This is a genomic window from Chromohalobacter beijerinckii (genome assembly GCF_023061185.1).
GTDB lineage: Bacteria > Pseudomonadota > Gammaproteobacteria > Pseudomonadales > Halomonadaceae > Chromohalobacter > Chromohalobacter beijerinckii.
In genome coordinates, this window is the sequence record NZ_JAKGAK010000005.1 from 37,583 (window position 1) to 64,255 (window position 26,673).

A 26,673-nucleotide genomic window follows, 5' to 3' on the forward strand; every position below is an offset into this window, starting at 1 on the left:
CCGACGACCAACCGGTCTCACGCCGACAGGGCGCGCGCCACGATCTCGCGTTCCCGCTCGGGCAGCGTCAGCGCTGATGCCAGCTCGTGTCCGCGCGGCGACATCTTGCGCCAGGTCTTGGCGACGATGCGCACCAGCTTGTCGTCATCGTGCTCGCGGGCGAAATCGCTGAAGTAATGGGCCATGAAGACCAGACAGGCGGTATCCTCCAGCGCCTGGGTGTCCGCATCGCGCTTGAGGTTCTCCTTGCGGATCAAGGCGCCCACGTGCTGTACCGCCGCCTCGTCGTATCCCGCCTCGCGCACGATCGTCTCGGCCAACGCCGCCTGGCGCCGCCCCAGATCGCGTCGCCAGGCCAGATAGCCGGGACGATCCTGCGGGTAGTCGCCGCGCGGCACTTCCCAGCGCCGCAGATGCTGGGCGCGTACCGCCAGTTGCAGCGGTTCCGACGCATGCGGGGCGACACGCGCCAGCCACTCGCTCATGCGCTGGGCGTACAGCAGCTCGGCGGGCCGTTCGCCGGCTCCCTCCGTCGCCTCGCGCTTAGGATCCTCAGCATGGGCGGCATCCATAGCCGCCTGCGCGCGCTGAAAGGGCGTGCTCTCGGTCATGCTGACCTCCTTAGGATTCGTGCCCGAACGTGCGTGTCTGAATGTGTATATCTAAATAAGACTCATCGATAGCGCTGCCCGCGATATTCCAACCAGCCGTCGAGATGATCGCCGCCGGGGTCGCGATGCGTCCAGTGCACGACACCGCCCTCGGGGTTCCATTCGTATTCACCGAAGAAGCCCACCGTATCCCCAACGCGCAGCCCCTCGAGCCGGGGCGCCAGGTCTATGTTGTGCGCGATGAGTACGGTCTGGCCGCTCGACAGGCGCAGGATGAAGCGCTGATGGCGGCTACCTTCATTGTCATCTGGCAGCACGCGCACCACCTCGCCGCGAGCCTCGACCTGAAGCCCACTGTGGTGCTCCTGGTAGGCCTCGCGTAACGTCACGACGCCCGAGCGCGCGCCCTCGCCAGCCGACGGTGTCGACACCGATGGCGCCAGGACCGCCAACGCCCCGGCCAAAACCAGTACCGCCGCCGCGAACGTCAGGCCGAGGAGGATCGCGCGGCGACGCATGCTCATGGCGTCCTCAGGCCTCGCCAAGCGTCTCGGCGGTGACGTTGGGCGCCGGCGCCTGCTGGGTACGCCAATGGCGGTTCAACGCACCGAGCACCGCCTTCATGGAAGCGCTGGTGATGCTCTCGTCGATACCGACCCCGAATATCGGCGTCTGCTCGACACGCACCTCGACATAGGCCACCGCTTCGGCATCGGCGCCCTGGCCGCGCGAATGTTCGTGATAGTCGATGATCTCGACGTCCAGCCCATGCGCCGCCAGTGCCTTGATGAAGGACGCTAGAGGGCCGTTACCCTCTCCGGTGACATGGCGACGCTCGCCCTGTTCATCGATCTGGGCGTCGAGACGCACGCGGGGGCTATCGTCATCCGAACTCAAGCGATGATTGATCAGCGCGTAAGGATCGCGGCTGGTGAGGTATTCGTCCTCGAAGGTGCGATAGATCATTTCTGATGTGATCTCGCGCCCGGTGCGCTCGGCCACCGTCTGCACCACCTGGCTGAACTCGATGGACAGGCGACGCGGCAACTCGATGCCGTGCTCCTGCTCGAGCAGGTAGGATACCCCTCCCTTGCCCGACTGGCTGTTGACGCGGATCACCGCCTCGTAAGAGCGCCCCACGTCGAGCGGGTCGATAGGCAGGTACGGCACGCCCCAGGGGCTCTCGGGATTGTCGCGGCGTTCAGCCATGCCCTTCTTGATGGCATCCTGGTGCGAGCCGGCGAAGGCTGTGAATACCAAGTCACCGACATACGGGTGTCGGGGATGCACCGGCAACTGATTGCAGTGCTCCACCTCGCGCATCAGCGGCGTGATGTTGGAAAAGTCGAGTCGCGGATGCACGCCTTGGGTGTACATATTCATCGCCAGCGTGACGATATCCACGTTGCCGGTGCGCTCGCCATTGCCGAACAGCGTGCCTTCTACGCGGTCGGCGCCGGCCATCATCGCAAGCTCTGCCGCCGCCACGCCGGTGCCACGATCATTGTGCGGATGCACGCTCACCACCAGGCTATCGCGCCGGGCGACGTGACGGCAGAACCACTCGATCTGATCGGCATAGTGATTGGGCGTGGCGATTTCCACGGTTGCCGGCAGGTTGACGATCATCGGCTTGGCCGGCGTCGGCCCATAAACCTCGCTAACCGCTTCGACGATTTCCACGGCGAAGTCCAGCTCGGTCGAGGTAAAGAGCTCCGGCGAATACTGGAAGGTCCAGTCGGTTTGCGGGCGGGCCGCCATCATGTCCTTGATCTGCGCAGTGGCGTCCTTGGCGATCTGGATGCACTCGGTCTTATCGACGCCGAATACCACCCGGCGGAAGACCGGATCGGTGGCATTGTAGACGTGCACGATGGCCTGCTTGACGCCTTCCAGTGCCTCGAAGGTGCGCTCGATGAGGTGCGGCCGCGCCTGGGTCAGCACCTGGATGGTGACGTCGTCGGGGATTGCGTCGTCCTCGATCAGCTCACGCACGTAATCGAAATCGATCTGCGAGGCCGAGGGAAAGCCAACCTCGATCTGCTTGAAGCCGGCCTTGACCAGCAAGTCGAAGAAGCGCCGCTTGCGCTCGAGATCCATGGGATCGATCAGCGCCTGGTTGCCATCGCGCATGTCCACGCTGCACCACACGGGCGGATGCGTAATCCGCTGCGCCGGCCACTGACGATCGGGCAGGTCGACGGCCTCGAAGGGACGATATTTGGTGGAAGGATCCTGGAGCATCATGGCGTTATCTCCTTCTGCGATGTTCAAATTTCGGGAATCGGAAGCACTTCCCCGCCCGCCCTGAAACACGACGACGCCCCGCAGCGGATAAGCACCACGGGGCGTCGGCAATGACATGACACATCGGCGCGCGATCCTCAGCGCGGACTGAAGAACGCCCGACAACGGGGCGAACAGCATTCGGAGAGGTCGGGGAGAGAGTGGCGATATTCGACATGGCGGATTTTTCTTCGTTGGACTGGGCTTCGTTAGACCGAGAGGGTGACGATGCACGAGGCATCCGCCGGCTCATAGGCCGATGGTAAGTCGTAGGTCTAAACGTAGTAGTCGCATGTCGAAGATCGTCATATAGCTAACTAAACAGCTGCGTGCATGACTGTCAACCGCCACTCACGATGATGGCATCTCCTCATCGAGCGCCGCGTGGCCGTCTCGCCACAGGCGCACCAGCCACGCCGGGGCATGCGGCTCGTCGAGACAGCGCTGCCAATGTGGCTGCCCGGTACGGCGCGAGGACAGCGTGAGACGGAAAAAACGCCCGTCGGGCGACATACGCTCCGCCTCGGGCAGCGCAACCAAGGCTCGCAACCCCGCGTCGAGACGCGCCCATTGCAAGGGCGTCAGCCGGTCGCAATCGATCTCGCGCGGCGCGGCCAACCCCGGTAGATAAGCGAAACCGCCCTCTCGCGTGACTGCCAGACGCGTATCGCCCGACAGTACAGGCAGCTCGTCGGTGTCGCTCATGAGACGACGCCCACCTCGCGCCAAGCCTCACCCACCGCACGACGCTCGCGACTCTCGGGCCCATGCAGGCGCTCGGCGTGATCGAGCGTCAAGGCGGCGAAGGCCGCGAAATCCGCTTCGCGGCTTAGTGCCGCGTCGCGCATCGCTGCGTACCATACCGGTCCCACGCTTTCCCAAGCAGGGGTCTCGAGGGCCACTGCGGCAAGGTAAAACGCATGATTGGGAATGCCTGAATTGATATGCACACCGCCGTTGTCGGCTTGCGTGTCGACGAAATTGCGCATGTGGCCCGGCTGCGGATCGCTCCCCAGAACGGGGTCGTCATACGCCGTTCCCGGTGCTTTCATTGAGCGCAGCGCCTGGCCTTGCACCTGATCGGTCAAGAGCGCGGCACCGATCAGCCAATCGGCTGTCTGGGGCGATTGGCCGGTATGGTACTGCTTGACCAGCACCCCGAACACATCGGCCAGCGACTCGTTGAGCGCTCCAGCCTGGTCGGCATAGATCAGGCCGACATCGCGCTCGATCACACCATGCGTCAATTCGTGCGCGATGACTTCCAGCGCTGCCGTGAAGCGCCGAAACAATTCGCCATCACCGTCGCCGAAGACCATCTGCGAGCCGTTCCAGAACGCATTGTCATAGTCACGAGCGTAATGCACGGTGCCGATCAACGGCATGCCCTTGTCATCGATGGAATCGCGCTCGAAGACCTCCCAGTAGAACCGATAGGTCGCACCTAGCCATTCATAAGCTTCGTCCACCGCCGGATCGCCACTCGTTGGCTGGCCTTCGTCGCGCACCAGGCGCCCCGGCAGCGTCTGCTCATTCTCGGCGGAATGAATCCGGCGGTCAGGGCGCCCGACAACGGCTCGTGCAGCATCCCGCTGGGGTGCCGGCGCGCCGCGCTGGCGAAACCAGTGATCGGCCTCGAGCGTCTGCTGGGCACAACGACGTAGGCGTACCGAGCCCTGCGCCGCGACGCGCTCGAGTACGTGGGGCGGCATGAAGCCGCACGCTGAAATTTTCGGATCTGACATGAACTTGGTTCCTCGATCACCTATCGGGCATACCCAGGCAGTGTGGCTCAGGATGCCCAATCAAGCACAACGAGGCGCGCTAGACCGGCGTCAGGCGATAGCGGGCAGAATTGACGGCTTCCTTCAGCCCACCCAATTGGTCGAGATCGTTACCATTAAGCGGCTGGTCGAGACGCCGCTTGGGATTGCGGGTATTGAGCACGACATGCACCTGGCTTGGAGTACCATGCGCATCGTGGCGCTGGACCCATGCCAGGGCGCCGTTGGCATAGAGCGCAAGTGATCCTATCGGCGCCATGCCGAAACGGCGGATATAACGCTGTACCCAGGTGTTGTCGAAGCCCTCGTCCTGTGTCAGCAGATGGCGATAGACCTCGCGCTGCGTCCAGGCAGCACGTCCAGGGCGCGGGCGCGTCATCACGTCGGCGACATCGACCACCGCCATCATGCGCGCCAGCTCGGGCAATGCGTCCCCCCGCTTGCCCGCTGGGTAGCCGCTGCCATCGAGTCGCTCATTGGCCATGCCGATCACCTGGGTCACAACTTCCTTATCCAGCCAACGACACTCTTCGAGACGCTCGAGAATCATGCCGACATGGGAGTGAAGCTGCGTCTGTTCTTCCAGGCGTAATGTTTCATCACGCAACAAGGCATCGGGCAGCATGCCCTTGCCCAGATCGTGAAGCAGGGCACAGGCCACTACCGCCTTGAGACGTTCCGGTGCCATGCGTCGCGACTGGGCAAGATCCAGCAGTCGCACGGCCACCATCAAGCTATGCTGTACCAGATGCGACTCTTGGGTGAGACACGCGCTCGCATACAGCAGCGCCTCACGATCCTGCTGCCACAGTGTCAGCAGCGTGTCGGTACTCCGCGAGAGCTGTGTCGAGGCCACCGGCTCACCGCTTTTCAACTGCACCAACTGCGCGTTGAGATAATCGGCCACCTTCTGCAACCGGGACGCCATTGCGCCTCCCGGTTGCGATCGCGTCTGCCGTCGACGCGACACGTCACGCCGGGCGGCGTCGGGCGATTGAAACAGTGTCGAAGGCTCCAGAGGGCGCCCGGTGTGCATCACGGTACGCGCACTTTCACGCTCGATCTCCTTGACGCAGTACCAGACCAGGCGCTCCATCGCGGACGATAAACCGATGAACTCGCAGCCTGCCTGCGCCTGTGTCCATGCCTCGTCGGTGCGCACGTGGCGGACGCTGGCCGGCAGTTCGAAATGACGCTGGTTGGGAAACGTCAGGCGAATGCTATCGATGGCTTTCTCGGGCTTGATCGCCGCCGCCGCAGCCAGTGGTAACGCGACCAGGCAACCACCCAGCGAAAGATTGCAAAGCCGCCCTTCGTACGACGTATCCTCCCCCGCCACGCGCAACAAGACGGCGACCTCCATGCCTGCGCGCAACGCGGCTCGAAAGCTCTGACGCCGATGTATCACGGACACCGCTTGCGGATAATCGCATACCACCTGCAGGCGCTCCCCCTGCTCGCGCCATTCATTCACCGCGAGTGCCTGGGTGGTCAGCATCGCGCCCTCGACCTGCCCCAGCAGTTGGAACGTCTCGCCGCGACGCAGCCGAGGCACGATCTCACGGACCGCCGAGACATCCAGGCACAGCGAGTCCTCCTGGACGATGTCCATGACCACCACCGGCCACGGCGTTCCGTCACCACTCTCGAAGCACAGACTCGCCCCCCCGGGCAGGGTAAGGGCCTCGAGAAAGCCGTAAAGTTCGCCGGGGTGCGTGACGTCTTGAGGTGGTGCGGAATCGGGTGGCGACATTGAGGTCTCGACGCTGACGAAACAAAACGAGCACATCCGTCACGCGGCGTGCTCGTGTAAGGGTATGTAATCCATTATCGACTATATCATTCAAGACTTGAATGGTGCCTGGTGGCCACTACAGGCGGTCCAGTTCATCCTCGTGATAGCCCAACAGGTACAAAACGGCGTCCAGCCCCAGCGTGCTGATCGATTGCCGCGCCTGTTGGCGTACCAGCGGCTTGGCGCGGAAGGCAATACCCAGCCCAGCGCTTTCCAGCATCTTGAGGTCGTTGGCGCCGTCGCCCACGGCAATGGTCTGCGCCATGTCCCATCCTTCGCGCCGCGCGATTTCGCCCAACCACCAAGCCTTGCGCTCGGCGTCGATGATCGGCTCGCGCACCTCGCCGGTGATCTTGCCTGCGTGGATGACCAACTCGTTGGCGTGAATTTCGTCGAAACCCAGGCGCTCCTGCAGGTAACGCGCGAAATAGGTGAAGCCCCCTGAGATGATCGCAGTGCGATAGCCCAGGCGCTTGAGATGCGCCATCAAGCGTTCGACGCCATCCATCAGCGGGAGGGTCTCGGCAATCTCGCGCAATACCGACTCATCGAGCCCTTCAAGCTTGGCCATGCGCTCGCGGAAGCTCTGCTTAAAATCCAGCTCGCCGCGCATGGAACGCTCGGTGACGGCGGCCACTTCATCGTAGACACCGTGCCGGCGAGCCAGCTCATCGATCACCTCGGCCTGGATCAGGGTCGAGTCCATGTCGAAGCAGATCAGCCTCGGGTGGCGGCGCCACAAGGAGTCTTCCTGAATGGCAACATCCACGCCCTGGCGCGCCCCCAGCGCTAGCGCCTGTTCGCGCAGGCGGGGTAGTTCGACCGCTTCCCCGCGCAGGATGAACTCCACGCAGGCGCCATTGGGGGGAGGGTCCTCGAGGGAATCGCCCCCCGATAAACGCGCAATACGCTCGACGCTCAAACCATGCGTCGCCGCCAGCTCACCGACGTCGGCGAGAATTCCCGAGGGTAGCCGAGGCGCCAGCAGGGTCAGGATCAGGCGCGGAATATTGGCCTGAGTTCCTAGGATCTGCCATGTGTCCGCCGTCACCGCCTCGACCTCGACGGCAAGGCCCTGTTTGACCATGTCTTGAGCAGCGAGGTGACCGTTCAGTTGCGATTTGAAGGCGTCGGCGCCAACCTCGGCGTTCACCAGCATCTCGAAGGCAACATGGCCTAACGCGCTGTGCTGGTGAATGTCCACAAGCCGCGCCTGGCATGCTGTCAAGGCCGCACCTAACGCTGCCAATTGGCCGGGGTGGTCGGGGCCACCAGCACGAATCAATAACCGCTGTGTCATATTACCTCTAGATCTAGATGCAAGAAGAAAGAGCGGCGCTACGCGCCAGGAAGAGGGAAATAACCACAATATCCCATCTTCGGCCTCGCCTCTTCTGCCTTCTTTCTTCTATTTCTCTTCGACCTCTAAACGGTCGACTTTCTGGAAGCCTCGCGACAACTTGCTGCCCCTACGGCCACGCTCCCCAACGTAATAGTCGAGATCGCGACTCGAGAGCGTCTGCTTGCGCTTGCCGGCGTGAACCACCAGTGAGGCGCTGGCTGGCAGCATGACCAGGTCACGTACGAATTCCTCGCGATTGGCGGCGCGCGCGCCAGGAATGTCGATCATCTTGTTGCCCTTGCCCTTGGCCATGACCGGCAACTGATCGAGCGGGAACACCAACAGGCGGCCTTCATTGGACACCACGGCGATGCGTGTGTCCTCGCCTTCCGGTACCGCGACCGGGGGTAGCACATTGCAGCCCTTGGGCACGCTGAGCGCGGCCTTGCCCGCCTTGCTCTTGCCGATCAAGTCATCGAGCCTGGCGATGAAACCGTAGCCGCCATCGGACGCCAACAGATAACGTGCTTCGGGGACATCAAGCATGACCCCTACCATACTCGCGCCGGCGCCGGGGTTGATGCGTCCCGTGATGGGTTCGCCCTGACTCCGGGCCGAGGGCAGATTATGCGCGGGCAGCGTATAGCTGCGTCCGGCGTCATCGAGCAGTACCAGCGGCTGATTTGACTTGCCACGCGCGGCCAGATGAAAGCTGTCACCCGCCTTGTAGGAAAGCCCTGCGGGGTCGATCTCGTGGCCCTTGGCACTGCGAATCCAGCCTTTTTCCGAGAGCACCACGGTAATCGGATCGGCGCCTACCAGCTCGACCTCGGACAAGGCCTTGGCTTCGCCGCGTTCGACGAGCGGCGCGCGGCGTGCATCACCATAGTCGTCGGCGTCCTGGCGCAATTCGCGCTCGATCAGATCAGTCAGCGCCTCGTCGTTGCCCAGCAGTTCCTTGAGGCGTTCGCGCTCGGCGCTCAGCTCGTCCTGCTCGCCGCGAATCTTGAACTCTTCGAGCTTGGCCAGATGCCGCAAACGCAGCTCGAGAATCGCTTCGGCTTGACGCTCGGACAACCCAAAGGCGTTGATCAACCCCGGTTTGGGCTCGTCCTCCTCGCGGATGATACGGATCACCTCATCGATATCGAGATACGCCGCCAGCAAGCCTTCAAGGATATGCAGGCGGTCCTCGACCTTCTTGAGGCGGTGTTCGAGTCGGCGGCGTACCGTCGCCCGACGGAACCGCAGCCATTCGCCCAGGATGGCGTGGAGTGCCATGACGCGCGGCCGGCCATCCAGCCCGATCACGTTCAGGTTGACGCGCACGTTCTTCTCGAGATCGGTGGTGGCGAACAGGTGCGCCATCAGTGCCTCGACATCGACCTTGCCGGAGCGCGGCACCAGCACCAGACGCGTGGGCGTCTCGTGGGTCGATTCATCACGCAAGTCCGCCACCATGGGCAGCTTCTTGGCCTGCATCTGCGCGGCGATCTGCTCGAGCACCTTGGCGCCGCTGACCTGATACGGCAAGGCGGTAACCACCACATTGCCCTCTTCCAGCGTATAGCGACCGCGCAGTTTCACCGAACCGCGCCCACTCTCGTAGAGCTTGCCAAGATCGGCCGGCGAACTGATGATTTCCGCTTCGGTGGGGAAATCCGGCGCCGGTACGTAACGCATCAGATCACTGACGCTGGCCTCGGGATGGCGCAGCAAGTGACAGGTCGCGTCCACGACTTCGCGCACGTTATGGGGCGGAATGTCGGTGGCCATGCCCACCGCGATCCCGGTCGCGCCATTGAGCAACACGTGCGGCAAACGCGACGGCAGCACGGCCGGCTCGTCGAGGGTGCCATCGAAGTTGGGCGTCCAGTCGACCGTGCCCTGGCCGAGTTCGGAGAGCAGCACTTCGGAGAATTTCGACAGTCGCGCCTCGGTGTAGCGCATCGCCGCAAACGACTTGGGGTCGTCGGGACTGCCCCAATTGCCCTGGCCATCGACCAGTGGGTAGCGATAGCTGAACGACTGCGCCATCAGCACCATCGCCTCGTAACAGGCGCTGTCGCCGTGTGGGTGGAACTTACCCAGCACGTCGCCAACGGTGCGTGCCGACTTCTTGTATTTGGCGCTCGCCGTCAGCGACAACTCGCGCATGGCATAGACGATGCGCCGTTGCACCGGCTTCATGCCATCGCCGATATGCGGCAGCGCCCGGTCGAGAATCACGTACATCGAGTAGTCGAGATACGCCTTCTCGGTATATTCCTTGAGGGACAGACGTTCGACGTCGCCCTCCTCGACATGGATATCCATGGTCATGGGTTTGGGGCCCTATCTACCATCATGGAAACTTCGCGGACAGTGCCCGCACGAAACATAGCTTGAAGAGAGAAGAACGGCGCTTCGCGCCTTGAGAGGGAAGATAAACGCATCGTTTCCCTTCCCTCTCACGTCTGCCTTCTTATTTCTTCGTCCTTATCTCTTCCATCTTCCTTCTTACACCTCGATATCGGCGAGGTTGCCGTAATCCTCGAGCCAGTTCTTGCGGTCGCCGGCACGCTTCTTGGCCAGCAACATATCCATCATCTCGCGGGTGCCATCGTCCGTAGCGAGGGTCAGTTGCACAAGGCGACGCGTGTCGGCGGCCATGGTGGTTTCACGCAACTGTAGAGGGCTCATTTCGCCAAGGCCCTTGAAGCGCTGAACGTTCGGCGTGCCACGCTTGCCTTCCAGGCGTTTCAAGATGGCAGCCTTCTCGCTTTCGTCGAGGGCATAGTGGACTTCCTTGCCTAGATCGATGCGATACAGCGGCGGCATGGCCACGAACACATGGCCAGCATCGACCAGCGCGGGGAAGTGACGCACGAACAACGCGCACAGCAGGGTTGCGATGTGCAGGCCGTCGGAGTCGGCATCGGCGAGGATGCAGATCTTGTGATAACGCAGCTTGGTGAGATCGTCGCTGCCGGGGTCCATGCCGATGGCCACGGCGATGTCGTGGACCTCCTGGGAACTGTAGATATCATGCGCCTCGACTTCCCAGGTGTTGAGGATCTTGCCACGCAGCGGGAGGATCGCCTGCGTCTCACGATCACGTGCCTGCTTGGCACTCCCGCCGGCGCTATCGCCCTCGACCAGAAACAGTTCGGAGGCCGCTGGGTCCTGCCCCGCGCAGTCGGCGAGCTTACCCGGCAAGGCGGGACCGGAGGTCACCTTCTTGCGGGCCACTTTCTTGGCACTCTTCTGGCGCCGCTGGGCAGCATTGATCACCAGTTCGGCCAACGCCTCGGCTTGATCGACGTGATGGTTGAGCCACAAAGAGAAGGCGTCCTTGACCACGCCGGAGACGAAGCCGGCCACCACCCGCGAGGATAGCCGCTCCTTGGTCTGCCCGGCGAACTGCGGATCGAGAAGCTTCACGGAGAGCACGAAGGCGACACGCTCCCACAGGTCATCGCCGGTCAACTTGACCCCGCGCGGCAGCAGGCTGCGGTATTCGCAGAATTCACGCAGCGCCTCGAGCAACCCCGAGCGCAAGCCGTTGACGTGCGTCCCACCGAGCGGTGTGGGAATCAGGTTGACGTAGGATTCCTGCAGCAACTCGCCGCCTTCCGGCAGCCACTGGATGGCCCAATCGACGCCCTGGTCGTCGTCCTCGAAATGACCCAGAAATGGCGAACTGGGCAGCGCCTCGACATCGTCTGTGGCCTGCGCCAGATAATCGCGCAAGCCGTCGGCGTATTGCCAGACGTTCTGGCTGCCGTCGGTATCCACCAGTGTCACCTCGAGCCCCGGACAGAGGACCGCCTTGGCGCGCAACAGGTGCTGAAGACGCGGTAGCGACAGCTTAGGACTATCGAAATAACTCTCGTCCGGCCAGAAACGCAGCACCGTGCCCGTGGCCTTCTTGGCACACGACCCGATGACGGTGAGTTCCTCTACCTTGTCGCCGTGGGCGAAGGCCATACCGTGGCGGTCGCCGTCGCGGCAGACCTCGATTTCCAGACGCCGCGACAGCGCATTGACCACCGACACCCCGACACCATGCAGGCCGCCCGAGAAGCGATAGCTCGATTGGGAGAACTTCCCGCCCGCATGCAGCCGAGTCAAGATGAGCTCGACCCCGGACACCCCGTGCTCGGGGTGCATGTCGATGGGCATGCCACGCCCGTCGTCGCTAACTTCGATGCCGCCGTCGTCATGCAGGCGCACGCGGATGTGGCGCGCGTGTCCGGCCAGCGCCTCGTCGACGCTGTTGTCGATGACCTCCTGCACGAGGTGGTTGGGGCGACTGGTATCGGTGTACATTCCGGGGCGCTTGCGCACCGGGTCGAGTCCCGACAGGACCTCGATGGAACTGGCACTGTATTGCGTCATGCGTTGTCCATTAAGTGAGTTCGTCAGAGCGCGCGTACGATCGTGCGGGCAGCGCCCAACCACCATGCGCGAAGATGGCCGGCAAATAATCGGCCAGGGCACTGAAACCATGGTCGCCGCCGGGGTGCACGATCATCGATGCACCGGCATAGAATGCCAGTGCATCGCGACAATCCAGGGTTTCATCGGCGCTGCCCAGCAACACTTGATAACGGCTCGGGTCGATGACGGCAGTAGGCGTCATTGCCTTGAGCGCTTCGCCATGGCGCTCATCGATGGTGAAGCGCTCATGGGTATAAGGATTTTCCAACGGCGCGCCCATCCACTGCGTCACCAATCGTGCCGGCCGTACCGCAGGGTTGATCAACACCGCGCGCAATCCGAAGCGTTCGGCCAGGCAGGTGGCTAGAAAGCCTCCCATCGAACTGCCGATCAGCAAGGTGTCATCGCCCAGGGCATTCAACTCGCGCTCGGCGCATGCCAAGGCGTCATCGGGGCGATGCGGCAACTGCGGCGTGACACACCGAGGGGATACCACATCTTCGCTCGCCAGACGCTCGCAGGTCGCCGCGATCAGGTGTGCCTTAGGCGACGCCGCGCCACTGTTGAAACCGTGCAGATACAAGATATTGGCCACGGGCGTCATATTAGCCACGGGCGCCATATTGGCCACGGGCGTCGTCAGCATACCGCACAACCTGTACAAACAGCCAGTATCATGTCCCATCCTGTGCTTGCCATACAACATCGAGCAGGCCCCGGCTGGAATCATCCAGCGTCTCGGCACCACGCCGTGAGGCCAGAATCTGTTCGGTTTCGGAGGCGATCTGCTTGCCCAGTTCCACGCCCCACTGGTCGAAAGGATTGATGTCCCAGAGGGTGGCTTGCACGAACACCTTGTGCTCGTAGAGGGCGATCAACGCGCCCAGCGTTCGCGGCGTCAAGCGGTCGAGCAGCAGCGTGGTCGAGGGCTGGTTGCCACGATAGCGCTTGTGACTCGGACGCGGCACATCACTGGGGAGAGCTTCGTCGCCCAACATCAAGACTCGCGACTGGGCGATGCAGTTAGCCAGCGTCAAACGGTGCTGGGCCTTGAGATGCGCTCGAGTGGCCGGATCCTCGACCCGATCATAACGTCGCACCGGAGCGATGAAATCGCACTCCACCGCCTGCGTGCCCTGGTGAAGTAACTGATAGAAGGCATGTTGCGCATTGGGACCAAGCTGTCCCCACAATACAGGGCAGGTGGAATATGGCGTGATCTCGCCGTCATTGGTGACCGATTTGCCGTTGGATTCCATCTCCAGTTGTTCGAGATAACTGGCGAAATACTCGAGGCGGCCGTCATAGGGAAGGATCGAGTGCGCGCGCACATCCAAGAAGTTGACGTTCCAGAGCCCCGCCAGCGCTAACAGCACCGGCAAGTTGTCCTCGAGCGGTGTCTCACGGAAATGGCGGTCCATGTCATGAGCACCCGCCAGCAGCTCGCGGAAGTTGTCCATGCCCACCGCCAACGCGATAGGCAAGCCAATGGCCCCCCAGAGCGAATAACGACCGCCAACCCATTCCCAGAAACGCAACTGATGGCGCGGATCGATGCCCCACTCACTCATGCGCTCGGGCTTGGCCGAGACGCCGATGAAATGCTGGCGCATCACCAACTCGCTCATCTCGGTATCTTGACCGCCGTCTGCCAAACGCGTCATCAACCAGTCGCGCGCAGTCGAGGCGTTGGACAGCGTATCGATGGTAGTGAACGACTTCGAGGACAGCACGAACAGGGTGGTGGCGGGGTTGAAGCGGGTTAAATAGTCGGCGAGTTGCGAGCCGTCCATGGTCGAGGCGAAATGAATGTCGACCTGATGTACGTCACGTGGCCGGTAATCGGCCAAGGCGTGGGTCACCATCAAAGGCCCCAGGTCGGAGCCGCCGACGCCCAGGTTGACCACGTCGGTGATCGGCCGTCCCGTGGCGCCGCGCCATTGCCCGGCGTGGCATTTTTCGACCATCGCCTGCATGCGGGCCAGCGTCTCATGGACATCGGGCACGACATCCTCGCCCTCGACCACCAGGCTAGCCTCGGGGGGTAGACGCAAGGCGGTATGCAAGGCCGGACGGTCCTCGGAAAGATTGACCCGCTCGCCGTTTTGCAAACGCGCAATGGCGCGCTCGAGATCCGCCTCGCGGGCCAGTTCGAGCAGCATCGACAGCGTCTCGTCACGCCAGCGATGTTTGGATAGATCCAGCGTCAGCCCTACCCCGCGTCGCGTGAAGCGCGCATGGCGACCGGAATTCTCGGTGAACAAGCTCTTGAGATGCACATCACGCATCTCGTCGGCATGCACGGCGAGCCTTTGCCAGGCCGGCGAATGATGGATCATGGATGACTGGGTCATGACTCGTACTCTCCTTGAACAAGCTCGCTAATGGCCCCGCAGGTGCACAGCCCTGACGCGGCGCGTACAATGCGCCATTCCCTGTGGCCCCGCCACGCCTCGACTCGATGAGTGCCTCATGAGTGACGCATCTTACCGTGACGCGATCTTTTCGACACCCCTCGACCGGGTGGCTAACTTTTCCTTCGACGAACAGGTCGTCGCCTGCTTCCCCGACATGATTCGTCGCTCGGTACCCGGCTATGGCCAGATACTGGGCATGTTGGGCTTGATTGCCGAACGCCATCTGCGCTTCGGCGCACATGTCTACGACCTGGGCTGCTCACTGGGCGCGGTGAGCCTGGCACTCGCCGGGCGCCTACCGCCGGAGGCCTTCACCCTGACCGGGGTCGACCTGTCACCGACGATGGTCGCCCGAGCGCGCGAAACACTCAGTGAAGAATGCCCCGATCATCGCATCGATATCATCGAAGGCGATATCCGGCACGTCGATTACCGACCCGCCGGCATGATCGTGCTCAACTTCACGTTACAATTCTTGCCCCCGGAAGACCGACGAGCGGTCATCGAGCACCTGTACAACGCTCTGGAACCCGGCGGTGTGCTAGTGCTCTCGGAAAAGATCGTGCTGCCCGACGAGCAGGAAAACGCCTGGCTGGTGGAACGCTACCACGATTTCAAGCGCGCCAACGGCTATAGCGACATGGAAATCAGCCAGAAGCGCACCGCGTTGGAAAACGTACTGGTACCGGATACTCTCGAAGCGCATCACGACCGACTGCGTACCGCCGGTTTTACACGCGTTAGCACCTGGTTTCAGTATCTCAATTTCGCCTCGATGGTGGCCTTCAAGGATGCCTGATCGCTTCCCGCTCGACCGCACCCAGCGTGCGCTCTTCGACGCCTTTCTCGACCACGGCCTGACCGAATGGGTCGCTCGCTTGCCAGACCAGCTTGCCAACGGACTGGACCGTCGACGCTTCGGCGACCTGCCCGCTTGGGAAAAGGCCGTCGCCAAGCTCCCGGCACTGCCCGCGTCGCGTGATGTCGCCCTCGACCAGGACAGCGTGCGGGTCGATGTCGCGCTCGACGACAGCCGCCAACGCCAATGCGAGAACCTGCTGCGCAAGTTGATGCCCTGGCGCAAAGGGCCCTATGTGTTGGGCGGGCTCCACATCGACACCGAATGGCGTTCGGATTGGAAATGGCAGCGCGTCGCACCGCATCTATCCCCGCTCGAGGGACGCCGCGTGCTGGATGTCGGCGGCGGCAACGGCTACCACGCTTGGCGCATGGCCGGCGCCGGCGCGGCGTTTGTGCTAGTCATCGACCCGTCGCCACGCTTCTATTACCAATTTCAGGCCATACGCCATTTCGTGGGAGATGCCGACGCATGGCGCACGCATTTCCTGCCGGTCGGTATCGAGGACGCCCCCCCGCAACTCGAGGCGTTCGACACCACCTTCTCTATGGGCGTGCTCTACCACCGCTCCTCCCCACTCGAGCATCTAGCGCAACTGCGCGATACGCTGTGTCCCGGCGGCGAACTCGTCCTCGAGACCCTGGTCGTCGAAGGTGACGCGAACACGGTTTTCATGCCCGGCGAGCGCTATGCGGCCATGCCCAACGTATACTTCTTGCCCTCGTCGGCAGCGCTATCCCACTGGCTCGAGCGTTGTGGCTTCGAGGACGTACGAGTCGTCGACGAGGCCCCGACATCGCTGGAAGAACAGCGCAGCACCACGTGGATGACGTTCCAGTCGCTGGCCGACTTTCTCGATCCCGAGGATTCGACGTTGACCCTTGAAGGCTATCCGGCGCCACGGCGTGCCGTGCTGGTGGCGCGCAAGCCCGAGTGATACTTATATTCAAATAACGCTTATATTAGTCTGACGCTTGTATTCGTTGACGTTTGCATTTGACTGGCGCTTATTTGACTTGCTCTCCCTCGACATGCGAACGATAATGTTTATCATTATCGATGTCGTAGGAGGCCTATCATGCTGTCGCTCTTCAATACGGCCCTCGAGGGAACGCCACGCCTGCTGTCCTTCACCGATCGTCTGGTACCAGGCGAACTACTCGGCATCTGCGGGCCGCATGGCGCCGGCAAGAGTACCCTGATCGGCTTGCTCGCCGGTCTCTACCGACCCACGCGCGGTAGCATCTGCCTCGACGGACAACCTCTGCACTGCTGGCCCAGCACCTACCGCGCCCAACGCATCGCGCATGTCGTCGCACCACCGCAAAGCCTGGCCGATTGGCGCGTGCGAGACCTGGTCGGACTGGGACTGCTGGAGAGTTGCTCACGCGTCACCCAGCACGGCGCCAGTTCGCCGCCCTGCCTTCCGCTTGCGGTTGAAACGGCACTCAAAGCGCTCGATCTGCAGGCTCTGGGCGATCAACGCCTGGGAGAACTCGACCCAGCGAATGCTCAACGCACGATGATCGCGCGTTCGCTGTGCCAAGTCGCGGCGGCGCCCCATTGCCCACTCCGACAGCGGCGCGACAACGGCATTCTGCTCCTAGACCTTGAGCCTCTGGCACCGATGGAAGAGCAGCATCTATTAGCCGATCTAGGCGCCGCCTCACGGCGCCACCGCCTGTGCATCGTACCGGTGGTCAGCCAGTGCGACGCGAGTCTCGCATGCTGTGATCGCGTGTGGTGGATGAACGCCGATGCACGCTGCACCAACGTGACGTCGGCGGTACGCCATGTACTCAGGGTGCAGGTGACCCCGCCGACGGCGGAGACACCTCTGTCGAAGGCGCCGGACGCCACGCCTTGACGTCAATCGGTCTCGGGCGTGTCGGCCTGCAAGGCCTCACGCCGAATGCGCCAGTCTTCCAGTGCCATGCGCGCCTGGGCACGCTGCGCCTGATCCTCCAAGGCGCGTGATGGCGACGCCGTGGCCGCCAACGCGCGATCCTCCAAGTCAGGTGAGTCGTTCGACCAACGATAGTAGGTAGGATCGGTGAGACTCGTCACCGCACCCGCCTCGCTGACCATGACACCCTGCCCGCCATCCTGATGGTTGAATGTCAGTGCCATCGGCGATGCTTGCGGCGTATACAGATCGCGCCCCATCCACGGCACCTGCACGTCGGAAAGCGAATGCGCCCAGAGTGTCGGGAAAATATCCCGATGGCTGGTCCAGTCCTCGACCTGCGCCTCGCCATCACCCCGATAGGCCGGAGGCACCCACATCAGCACCGGCACACCGAATTGATCGAACAAATCATGCGCGTCGGGGTACTGCATGAGGGAGCGGGTATTGTGATCGCCGGTCGCCGCGAACAGCGTATGATCCATCAATCCATCCGCGTCGAGACGGTCGAGAAACCGCCCCATGCTGTCATTGGCATACTGATAGGTCTCGAGGATCGAGGTACCAAACTCGGGCGAGACGGCCAGCTCATCGCCCAGCCGCGAGACATCCAAGGGTGCGGGTTCGTAGTCTTCCGGAATCTTGTACGGCGGATGATTGGTGATCGAGAGCATCACCAGCATCAGCTTCTCGTCGTTGGCCTCGGCCTCTTTCAGAAGCTCTTCGCCATAACGGAACATCCACTCATCGAAGAGTCCCCAGGTACTACCCTCGGCATCAGGGAAGCGCTCGCGTATCGCGCTCTCTCCCAGCACCTCGTCGAAGCCTTGGCGCTTGAGTGCACCATCGAGATTACGCCACTGCGCCGAGCCCGAGGTCAAAAAGACAGTGTGATAACCCGCGCGCTCATAAGGCAACATCGTCGACGTCGAATACTGACGATAGCCATAACGACTTTGCGTCAACGGGCTGATCGGCGTGTCGAACAGTAGCCCCTCCAGAGAGGGATGCGTGCCGTTCTCGGCCGATAGTGCATGCGGGAAATAATCTGCCTTTTCCTGCATCCAGGGACGCAAGTGGCCCAGCAGATCGTTGTCTTCGGCGTCGTCGAAATCCAGCGGGTGACGCCCCCAGCTCTCCATCAAACTGAACACGACATGCGGCGGTTTATCTTTTTCAGCGGATCGCGCGGGAGTCGTCTCGGTCATGTGGTCGAAAACCGCCTGCGGAGTATCGGCCTGCGACCAACCGAGCACTTCTGCCGCCGCCATGGGCGAGCTGAATCCATAACGCGCCAAGCCCGACTGAGGATCGTCGCCAATCTGATTGACCTGACGCTCCTTCCAGGCGAGATAAAGCGCCTGCGGTCCACTGGGCACCAAATCGTTGACAAAGGCACTCGACGAAACCGCCATGTGCATCTCGCGCAAGGGAAAGGTCCCCAGAGTGCCACGCCCCAAACCAATCAACGCCACCCAGGAAACAACCACCAACAGGGTGGCCCGACGCCATCCCAGCCGACGCCGTTCGTGTCGGCGGCCACGCCGCATCAGGGCGATCTGCGTCCCCGTCATGCCGATCAAGACGATCATCAAGGGGAGAAAGGGATAGTCACTCCAGATCGTCTGCAGCACCGCCTGGGTGTCGTCTTCGAACAATCCGAAGATCAGCGAATTGATCGGCCCCTGATAAAAAGTGAAGAAGAAATGATTGATCAGCGCCAAGAGGTTGACCAGGACCATGATCGCGATGGCCCAGGGCAGCCATAGGCGCCGCCAGCCCGCTATGAAAACCCGCGGCAAGGGTAGCAGCGCCGTCGCCACCACCAGCCATGGCCCCAGGAGAATTGCCATGATCTTGGCGTCGAAGCGTAATCCCATCCAGAAGGCCTGAAATATCTCGACACCCGGCACTTCCAGGGAAGACGGCGCGTTCAGTTGCCACAGCAAGACACGCATCAAGGTCAGGGTCACTACCCCGATGAGCCCTAGCCGCCACAATTGACGGTTCATTTCGCGCCAGTGCTGCCAACGCGAGACTGTCACGGAATCGTTATACATATGTCATCCAAGCCTGATAAGCGCGCACACTATACCGGCCTTGGACGCCGCTGACGACACGTTAGCGGGCTAATTAGAAATAAACGGTAAGAGGTGTCAGCGGGAAAAGAGGCGCTTTCACAAACGACGACGCGCGGCCGAAACCGCGCGTCGCGATATAGATTGGCTCTCTCCGACTTACGGACACGGCCCGCTTTGCAGGTTGGCCTGGGTCACGTTGCTGCCCGGTTCCACGTTGCGTGTCAGCCAGACGTTGCCGCCGATGATCGAACCAGTTCCAATGGTGATGCGTCCCAGGATCGTCGCGCCAGCATAGATGACCACGTCGTCCTCGACGATGGGATGGCGCGGCAGCCCCTTTTCCAGATGGCCGCGCTCGTCCGCCGGAAACCGCTTGGCGCCTAGCGTCACCGCCTGGTAGAGACGCACGTTATTGCCGATGATCGCGGTCTCGCCGATGACTACGCCGGTCCCATGATCGATGAAAAAGCCCTCGCCGATGGTGGCACCGGGATGGATGTCGATGCCCGTATCCGAATGCGCGATTTCCGCAATCATACGTGCCAACAGAGACAGATCCGCCTGGTAGAAGTAGCTGGCGATGCGATGGTGAATGACTGCATGCACCCCCGGATAGCACAGTAGTACTTCATCGACGCTACGCGCCGCCGGATCGCCATGATAAGCCGCCATCACATCGGCATCGAGGCAGCGGCGAAGCTCGGGCAGGTCGGCCGCGAAACCCTGCACGATCTCCACCGCGCGCGCCTGGGTGTCACCGGCATCATGTCCCAATTGCCGGGCGATGTACTTCAACTCCAGGCACACTTCGTGACATAGCGCATTGAGGGTGGCATCCAGCGTATGCCCGACGTAGAAGTCCTCGCTCTCGCGGCGCAGGTCACTAGGGCCGAGACGCATCGGAAACAGCGCTCCGATCAAGTCGTCGGTAATGACACGAATGGCACTCCGCGACGGCAGTTCACGACAGCCACGCTCGCGCGAGCGTCCATTACGCTCGCGCCAGGTTTCGCGAGTGGCTCTCAACTGCGTCACGATTTCCTCAAGCTGCCAATCGACGTTATGCATACCTCACCGTGTCCTCAATGAATACGAGTGGCTCATGATAAGCCGCCTCATGGACGAGTGCGACCTCGATCCCGCGACTTTCATCGTCCAGCGCTTGCCACATAGCGCACAGCGCAACATCCGATGCAAAGCCCAATGCAAAAATGCCCTCCCCCGCGGGCGGGAAAGGGCATGCAATACACGGGGCACCCGCGACTCAGTGCCCTAATAGCGAGCGGACGTCTTTCGCTTCCCAGTGCGGGAAATGCTTACGGACCAAGGCATTGAGCTCTATCTCGAAGGCTTGCCAATCCACCTCGCCATTACTCGTACCGGTGCCTTTGGCCGCACCACGTACCATCCCCGCGCCCACGGTCACATTGGTCAGCCGGTCGATGACGATGAAGCTGCCGGTGCCGGGGCTTACGCGGTAATCGTCCACCGGCAGCGTGCCGGCCACTTCGATGCGGCAGCGGCCAATGGCATTGAGCCCCAGGGTCTCGGCAGCGTGATGCTCAAGCGTGTTGACGTCGATCTGGTAGTCGATCTGACTCACCTTGCCCGCCAGGTCCCGCGTGGCGAGCTTGAGGTCATAAAGCCGACCGGTCTCGAGAGCGGTGTCGTTCATCCACACGATGTCGGCCTCGAAGGCGTCGGCCAACGGTACCTCGGCATCGGCGGCGACCAGCCAGTCACCCCGCGAGATGTCGATCTCGTCGTCGAGCGTGACGGTGATCGCCTGCCCCGGATACGCCACCTCGAGATCGCCGTCGAAGGTGACGATGCGCGCCACCGTGGAGGACTTGCCGGAGGGCAGCACCTTGACGCGCTGTCCGGGCCGCAGGATGCCGGCCTCGAGCGTGCCGCAGTAGCCGCGGAAGTCGAGGTGCGGACGGTTGACGTACTGTACCGGCAGCCGCAGGTCCGTCAGGTTCCGGTCGTGCGTGACCTCGACGGTCTCCAGCAATTCGAGCAGCGGCGGGCCCTCGTACCAGCTCATGGCCTCGCTCTTGTTGACGACGTTGTCGCCTTCCAGCGCGGACAGCGGCACGAAGTGGATATCCGGTGCGTTGAGCTTGGCAGCGAAGTCCCGGTACTCGGCGACGATCTCGTCGAAGCGCGCCTGGGAGTAATCGACCAGGTCCATCTTGTTGACCGCGATCACCAGGTGCTGGATGCCCAACAGGTCGGCGATGAAGCTGTGCCGCCGGGTCTGGGTCTGCACGCCATGGCGGGCGTCGATCAGGATCACCGCGAGGCTGGCCGTGGAGGCGCCGGTCGCCATGTTGCGGGTGTACTGCTCATGCCCCGGCGTATCGGCGATGATGAACTTGCGCTTGTCGGTGGAAAAATACCGATAGGCGACATCGATGGTGATGCCCTGCTCACGCTCGGACTGCAAGCCGTCGACCAACAGCGCCAGATCGACCTTATCGCCGGTGGTGCCGCTGGTCTTCGAGGCCTGCGTGATCGCCGCGAGCTGATCCTCGTAGATCATCTTGGAATCGTGCAGCAAACGCCCGATCAGGGTCGACTTGCCGTCATCGACGCTCCCGCAGGTAATGAAACGCAAGAGATCCTTGTTTTCATGCTCATGCAGGTAGGACTCGATATCGTCGGCGATCAGCGATGACTGGTGTGACATTAAAAGTACCCTTCGCGTTTTTTACGCTCCATGGACCCTGCCTGGTCGCGGTCGATAGTACGGCCGGAGCGCTCGCTGGTCTTGGTCAGCAGCATTTCCTGGATGATCTCGGGCAGCGTGTCGGCTTTCGATTCCACCGCGCCGGTAAGCGGGTAGCAGCCCAGCGTACGGAAACGTACCCACTTCTCTTCGGGGACTTCGCCTTCTTCCAGCGGCATGCGGTCATCGTCGACCATGATCCACGTGCCGTCGCGCTCGACCACCGGGCGCGGGGCGGCGTAGTACAACGGGACGATGGGGATCGATTCCAGATAGATGTACTGCCAGATATCCAGCTCGGTCCAGTTGGAGAGCGGGAAGACGCGGATCGACTCGCCCTTGTTGATCTTGCCGTTGTAGATGCTCCACAGCTCCGGACGCTGGTTCTTGGGATCCCAACGGTGATGCTTGTCACGGAAGGAGTAGACGCGCTCCTTGGCGCGCGAGGCTTCCTCGTCGCGGCGCGCGCCGCCGAAGGCCGCATCGAAGCCGTGTTTGTCCAGGGCCTGCTTGAGCGCCTGGGTTTTCATGATGTCGGTATGCTTGGCACTGCCGTGGTCGAACGGGTTGATGCCCGCCTCGACGCCTTCCTGGTTGATATGCTCGATCAACTCCATGCCCACCTCGTCCGCCATGCGGTCGCGAAACTCGATCATCTCGCGGAATTTCCAGGTGGTGTTGACGTGCATCAACGGGAACGGCGGCGTGCCGGGGTAAAACGCCTTGCGCGCCAGATGCAGCATCACCGACGAATCCTTGCCGATGGAGTACAGCATCACCGGGTTGGCAAATTCAGCGGCTACCTCGCGGATGATATGGATCGACTCCGCCTCAAGCTGCTTCAAGTGAGTTTGGCGTTCGGGTGAGATTTCAGACATCTGAAAACCTTGGTTTTTAGGAACAGTCGTTGAGACAAGCTGGAAGCTCGTGGCCCGCCGCTCTACGCGTCATGGCGCTCACGGTACCCAGAGACACACAATAACGTCAAAGAATTAAGAACTATCTTTTAAGCACGAATAAGAATAAAAGGGGTTCGAACGCAACGTGACCAGACTCAGTTAGGGGTCGACGCGCTCCACCCAGGTCGACAACTGCTGCCCTTCCAGATCGATGATCCGAAAACCGGGGCGAGACGCTTCATCGAGCGTGAACTCATCTCGCCGGGGAAGAAACTGATCGGCGGTGGCGGGACAGCCGTACACGGCAATGTCGCCATGGCGCTTCGCAAACGCCTGATGGATGTGCCCACACAGCACCGCCCGTACCTGGCCGTAAGCGGCCAGCGTCTGCCATAGCGCCTCGCGGTCCGCCAGGCCCAGCGCATCCATCCACGCCGAACCAATTTCCAGCGGCGGGTGGTGCATGGCCAGCAACGTGGGACGGTCGTCTTCCTCGAGACGCATGGCAAGGTCCTGCAGGGCGGCTTGGCCCAGCTCTCCACCCGCCTGGCCGGGGACGCGGGAATCCAGCAGCAGTAACCGCCACTCGCCGAGGTCGAGTTCATCATGGAAAGGATGCAGCTCTTCCATGAATGCGGGATGGTCGTGGTTGCCGGTCATCCAGAACCATGGACACTCGAATTCGGCGAAGACCTCGAAGGCATGGCGGTACGCGGCCGGGGATTCATCATGGCTGATATCGCCGCTGACCAGCACGATATCCGGGCGCAACCGCCGTGCCTGGGCGACGACAGCGCGCAATTGACGTAGCGGGTATCCGATGCGTGAACGCGCCTCGGGATTGGCGCAAAGATGACAATCGCTGATTTGAATCAGGCGCATCAAGGCAGCTCCGGCACATCCACGGTCAGCCCGTGGGCCAACCCGTGTTCCAACCACTCGCCCAAGAAACGATTGAGCTGGAGTTTTTCGTCGGGCTGATGCATGCGTGCGTTGGGATAGCGATACCGGCCATGAAAATGCCGTTGGCGCTGAAAGTCGGTGACTTCCGCCATGCGCGCATCGTGATACAAGTGCACGCGCATGCGCGGTGACTCGATGATGCCGTCCAGCACACCACTCTGCGAGACACGGCAAATGGTGGTGTAAGGTGCACATTCGAGCACTTCCAGCCACAGCGAGCCGAAGCGGCGATGCTCACCGGCCAGAGCGACCTCGCGTGTTTCTCCGGCGCCCATGTCGCCGAGCAATCGACTCAGCCGCAGGTAGTTGGCCGTGCACTCACCTTGCAGGGACTTGAGGTCGTTAACATATGCCGCTTTCGCCATCCTCTACCTCCTTGCCCGTAGCGAGGCACGCTCACGCACCAACCAGTTCAAAGCGATCAGGGACATCGCGTTATCGATGACGCCTTGCTCGAGCAGTGCCCAGGTCTGGGCAAAGCTCAGTACGTGGACTTGAATATCTTCATTCTCGCTCTCGAGACCGTGCACGCCCCCCACACCGTGGCTATCCACCAGCCCGCAGAACAACGTGACCCGCTCGGTGCACGCGCCGGGGCTCGGATAGTACGTATACAGCTCGATCAATTCGTCGATCGTACAGCCCGCTTCTTCCATGGATTCACGGCGGGCGACCTCGGCACTGGTCTCGCCTGCGTCGACCAGCCCCGCCACGGGCTCCAGCTTCCAGGGGCTTAACGGATCGTCCAACGCACCGGCACGTATCTGTTCGACGTGCACCACGCAATCACGTTGCGGATCGTAAAGCAGCACGCCGACCGCATCGTGGCGCACATGGACTTCACGGAGCACCCGTTCGCTCCACTGACCATCAAAACGACGATGCCGATAATGACGCCGCTCGAGACTGAAGAATCCCGACTGCAGCGTTTCATCGAAGCGTTCCTCGACCGACTCATGCGCGTAACGCGGCGTATAGGGATGAGCCTGTTCAGTCATGACGCCTCCTGACAATAAAGCCATGCACGAGGCGACACGGTGCAAGGCGCGTCGTCCCGATACACGGGCACAATGCGCCTCATTATCCCGACGCGGCATGGCAATGCCAACCGCGCCGGCGCTCTTCTATGACAATTCGTCCAATAGCCGCCGCGCTTTCTCTCGCAACGCCTCGTCAGAATCGCGCCCCTCGCGAGCCTGGCCATCGACGGCCTGCTGCGCGTGGCGACGTGCCTCAGCGCGGCGCCCCTCGTCACGGAGATACGTGGCATAGAAGTAATGAGTGTCGATGCCATCGCCGCGAATTTCCAGCGCGCGACTCAGCAGTTCACCGGCCTTGTCGTCATCGCCGAACGACACTGGCCAGCCCGGCGCACGATCGTACAGCGCCCCCAGCGTCACATAGGCGGCGCCATCATCTCCGCGCGGATCGAGCTCGATGGCACGTTCCAGCGCCTTGCGTGCACGCTTCGCCAGATCAAGCGCGCCAAGGCCGCCCTTGGCCTTGGCGTACGAAGCAAGAATAATTCCCTCGGCCGTTAACACATGTGCGTTGTCAGGGTGCGCCTCGGCGAGCCCATCGGCTTCTTCCGCCAGGCTTGCCAGCGCTTTTTCCTGTGCCGCGCCCTGCATGCCATACTCTACATTCCCCCAGCGCGACATCAGCGGATACACACCATCCGGCGAGGCGTCGGCCCAGGCCAGAGCGCTACTGAGCACGCCGATCAACGCGGCGCACAAGACAACATAAAGACGTGCCGGAACGAGACAGCGTCGGCGGCGTGCTCCTTCAACATAACGAACCTGCATGGCGACCTCCTGGCATGCTGCACCATTGCGATGATGGATATGTTCACTCGCCCTAAAATGTAACGAACGTTTGAATTAATCGCTAAGTCGATTCGTCGTAGTTCGAAGTATAGTGCCGACAAGCCCCGCACCAGCAGCGGGGTTGGCGTACCGGCAAGGCTTGCGTAGGGTATGCATTCCACGCTCTGGAGGTAGGCATGAAAGGCCGCAACATGACCCGCTGGCGCGATCCTGCCAAGGACCCGCGCCAGGAAAAGAAGAGCCCGCTGATCACGGCACAGGGCTATGCCCGACTCAAGGGCATCCATGAGCATCTTTCCCGCGTCAAGCGCCCCGCGCTTTCCACCAAGGTCGGCGAAGCCGCCGCCCAGGGGGACCGCAGCGAGAACGCCGACTACACCTATAACAAGAAAGAGCTCAACCGCGTCCTCGCGCGTATCCGCTATCTCGGCAAACGCCTGGATGAGGTTCAAGTCGTCGACCGCCTACCCGCCGACACTTCACGGGTATACTTCGGCGCCTATGTCACGCTCGAGGACGAACACGGCGAGGAGCTGGCGATCCGCATCGTGGGCCACGACGAAACCGACACCGACAAACATTGGGTCAGCGTCGACGCCCCGCTCGCTCGCGCCTTGTTGGGCAAAGGGCTCGACGAAGACGTCACCGTCAACGCCCCAGCCGGCGACACTACTTACGTGATTACGGACATCGCCTACGCCGATCCCGATGCCTAATCTCTGAAAAGTGCCTCGGATGCGCTGAATAA

The 26,673-nt window shown here is 62.0% G+C and carries 23 protein-coding genes; 4 read left to right on the forward strand and 19 right to left on the reverse strand.

From position 1 onward, the window contains the following. Window positions 1-17: 17 nt before the first annotated feature. From L1075_RS06150 to pgi, 11 genes are all read right to left on the reverse strand, one after another. Window positions 18-611, reverse strand: a complete 594-nt coding sequence (locus L1075_RS06150; RefSeq protein WP_246940741.1) for a DUF4202 domain-containing protein — start codon at window positions 609-611, stop codon at window positions 18-20. Between the two features lie 62 nt (window positions 612-673). Next, on the reverse strand, window positions 674-1,135 hold the full coding sequence (locus L1075_RS06155) for a DUF3465 domain-containing protein (RefSeq protein ID WP_246940744.1): 462 nt from the start codon (window positions 1,133-1,135) through the stop codon (window positions 674-676). Window positions 1,136-1,142: 7 nt separating this feature from the next. Beyond that, on the reverse strand, window positions 1,143-2,858 hold the full coding sequence (gene leuA / locus L1075_RS06160) for a 2-isopropylmalate synthase (RefSeq protein ID WP_040242410.1): 1,716 nt from the start codon (window positions 2,856-2,858) through the stop codon (window positions 1,143-1,145). A gap of 390 nt (window positions 2,859-3,248) precedes the next feature. Next, window positions 3,249-3,602, reverse strand: a complete 354-nt coding sequence (locus tag L1075_RS06165) for a protealysin inhibitor emfourin (RefSeq protein ID WP_246940747.1) — start codon at window positions 3,600-3,602, stop codon at window positions 3,249-3,251. Continuing rightward, a complete protein-coding gene (locus L1075_RS06170; RefSeq protein ID WP_246940750.1) occupies window positions 3,599-4,642 on the reverse strand; it encodes a M4 family metallopeptidase in 1,044 nt (347 codons plus the stop codon). The genes L1075_RS06165 and L1075_RS06170 overlap by 4 nt, the downstream gene beginning before the upstream one ends. Window positions 4,643-4,721: 79 nt before the next feature. Then, window positions 4,722-6,434 carry an HD domain-containing phosphohydrolase gene (locus L1075_RS06175; RefSeq protein WP_246940753.1) on the reverse strand — a complete coding sequence of 571 codons (1,713 nt, stop codon included), beginning with the start codon at window positions 6,432-6,434 and terminating at the stop codon, window positions 4,722-4,724. A 118-nt stretch (window positions 6,435-6,552) separates the two neighbouring features. Next, window positions 6,553-7,776 (reverse strand): phosphoserine phosphatase SerB, encoded by a 1,224-nt coding sequence (gene serB, locus L1075_RS06180; protein ID WP_075368991.1) that lies wholly within the window; start codon window positions 7,774-7,776, stop codon window positions 6,553-6,555. A 108-nt stretch (window positions 7,777-7,884) separates the two neighbouring features. After that, on the reverse strand, window positions 7,885-10,140 hold the full coding sequence (gene parC, locus L1075_RS06185) for a DNA topoisomerase IV subunit A (protein WP_246920376.1): 2,256 nt from the start codon (window positions 10,138-10,140) through the stop codon (window positions 7,885-7,887). A gap of 177 nt (window positions 10,141-10,317) precedes the next feature. Beyond that, window positions 10,318-12,198, reverse strand: a complete 1,881-nt coding sequence (gene parE / locus L1075_RS06190) for a DNA topoisomerase IV subunit B (protein WP_040242417.1) — start codon at window positions 12,196-12,198, stop codon at window positions 10,318-10,320. A gap of 10 nt (window positions 12,199-12,208) precedes the next feature. Then, the gene (locus L1075_RS06195; protein WP_246940756.1) at window positions 12,209-12,886 is read right to left on the reverse strand and encodes a YqiA/YcfP family alpha/beta fold hydrolase; all 678 of its coding nucleotides are present in this window, start codon (window positions 12,884-12,886) and stop codon (window positions 12,209-12,211) included. A 28-nt stretch (window positions 12,887-12,914) separates the two neighbouring features. Continuing rightward, window positions 12,915-14,594 carry a glucose-6-phosphate isomerase gene (pgi, locus tag L1075_RS06200; protein WP_246940760.1) on the reverse strand — a complete coding sequence of 560 codons (1,680 nt, stop codon included), beginning with the start codon at window positions 14,592-14,594 and terminating at the stop codon, window positions 12,915-12,917. 118 nt (window positions 14,595-14,712) lie between these two features. Here pgi and cmoA point away from each other — a divergent pair, with 118 nt between their 5' ends. The 3 genes from cmoA to L1075_RS06215 all read left to right on the forward strand — a co-directional run bounded on the left by cmoA (window position 14,713) and on the right by L1075_RS06215 (window position 17,383). Then, window positions 14,713-15,456 (forward strand): carboxy-S-adenosyl-L-methionine synthase CmoA, encoded by a 744-nt coding sequence (cmoA, locus tag L1075_RS06205; protein ID WP_246894123.1) that lies wholly within the window; start codon window positions 14,713-14,715, stop codon window positions 15,454-15,456. Continuing rightward, window positions 15,449-16,453, forward strand: coding sequence for a tRNA 5-methoxyuridine(34)/uridine 5-oxyacetic acid(34) synthase CmoB (cmoB, locus tag L1075_RS06210; protein ID WP_246940763.1), 1,005 nt, complete (start codon window positions 15,449-15,451; stop codon window positions 16,451-16,453). Before cmoA ends, cmoB begins: the two co-directional genes overlap by 8 nt. 141 nt (window positions 16,454-16,594) lie before the next feature. Beyond that, window positions 16,595-17,383: an ATP-binding cassette domain-containing protein gene (locus tag L1075_RS06215; RefSeq protein WP_246940765.1), complete on the forward strand. Its 789-nt coding sequence runs from the start codon at window positions 16,595-16,597 to the stop codon at window positions 17,381-17,383. A 2-nt stretch (window positions 17,384-17,385) separates the two neighbouring features. Here the strand turns inward: L1075_RS06215 and L1075_RS06220 are convergent, their stop codons facing one another. From L1075_RS06220 to L1075_RS06255, 8 genes are all read right to left on the reverse strand, one after another. Beyond that, the gene (locus L1075_RS06220; protein WP_246940768.1) at window positions 17,386-19,482 is read right to left on the reverse strand and encodes an LTA synthase family protein; all 2,097 of its coding nucleotides are present in this window, start codon (window positions 19,480-19,482) and stop codon (window positions 17,386-17,388) included. Window positions 19,483-19,659: 177 nt separating this feature from the next. Further along, window positions 19,660-20,571 carry a serine O-acetyltransferase EpsC gene (gene epsC, locus L1075_RS06225; protein WP_246940771.1) on the reverse strand — a complete coding sequence of 304 codons (912 nt, stop codon included), beginning with the start codon at window positions 20,569-20,571 and terminating at the stop codon, window positions 19,660-19,662. Window positions 20,572-20,767: 196 nt separating this feature from the next. Beyond that, window positions 20,768-22,195, reverse strand: a complete 1,428-nt coding sequence (gene cysN / locus L1075_RS06230) for a sulfate adenylyltransferase subunit CysN (protein ID WP_246940774.1) — start codon at window positions 22,193-22,195, stop codon at window positions 20,768-20,770. Continuing rightward, a complete protein-coding gene (gene cysD / locus L1075_RS06235) occupies window positions 22,195-23,112 on the reverse strand; it encodes a sulfate adenylyltransferase subunit CysD (RefSeq protein WP_040242428.1) in 918 nt (305 codons plus the stop codon). The genes cysN and cysD overlap by 1 nt, the downstream gene beginning before the upstream one ends. 180 nt (window positions 23,113-23,292) lie before the next feature. After that, on the reverse strand, window positions 23,293-24,015 hold the full coding sequence (locus L1075_RS06240; RefSeq protein WP_246940777.1) for a phosphodiesterase: 723 nt from the start codon (window positions 24,013-24,015) through the stop codon (window positions 23,293-23,295). Continuing rightward, on the reverse strand, window positions 24,015-24,461 hold the full coding sequence (locus tag L1075_RS06245; RefSeq protein ID WP_075368979.1) for a DUF1249 domain-containing protein: 447 nt from the start codon (window positions 24,459-24,461) through the stop codon (window positions 24,015-24,017). Before L1075_RS06245 ends, L1075_RS06240 begins: the two co-directional genes overlap by 1 nt. Window positions 24,462-24,464: 3 nt before the next feature. Beyond that, window positions 24,465-25,094, reverse strand: coding sequence for an NUDIX domain-containing protein (locus L1075_RS06250; RefSeq protein ID WP_075368978.1), 630 nt, complete (start codon window positions 25,092-25,094; stop codon window positions 24,465-24,467). 126 nt (window positions 25,095-25,220) lie between these two features. Further along, window positions 25,221-25,904, reverse strand: coding sequence for a TRAP transporter TatT component family protein (locus L1075_RS06255; protein ID WP_246940779.1), 684 nt, complete (start codon window positions 25,902-25,904; stop codon window positions 25,221-25,223). 197 nt (window positions 25,905-26,101) lie between these two features. Between L1075_RS06255 and greB the strand changes: the two genes are divergently transcribed. Further along, window positions 26,102-26,641 (forward strand): transcription elongation factor GreB, encoded by a 540-nt coding sequence (greB, locus tag L1075_RS06260; protein WP_178999655.1) that lies wholly within the window; start codon window positions 26,102-26,104, stop codon window positions 26,639-26,641. Window positions 26,642-26,673 lie beyond the last annotated feature (32 nt).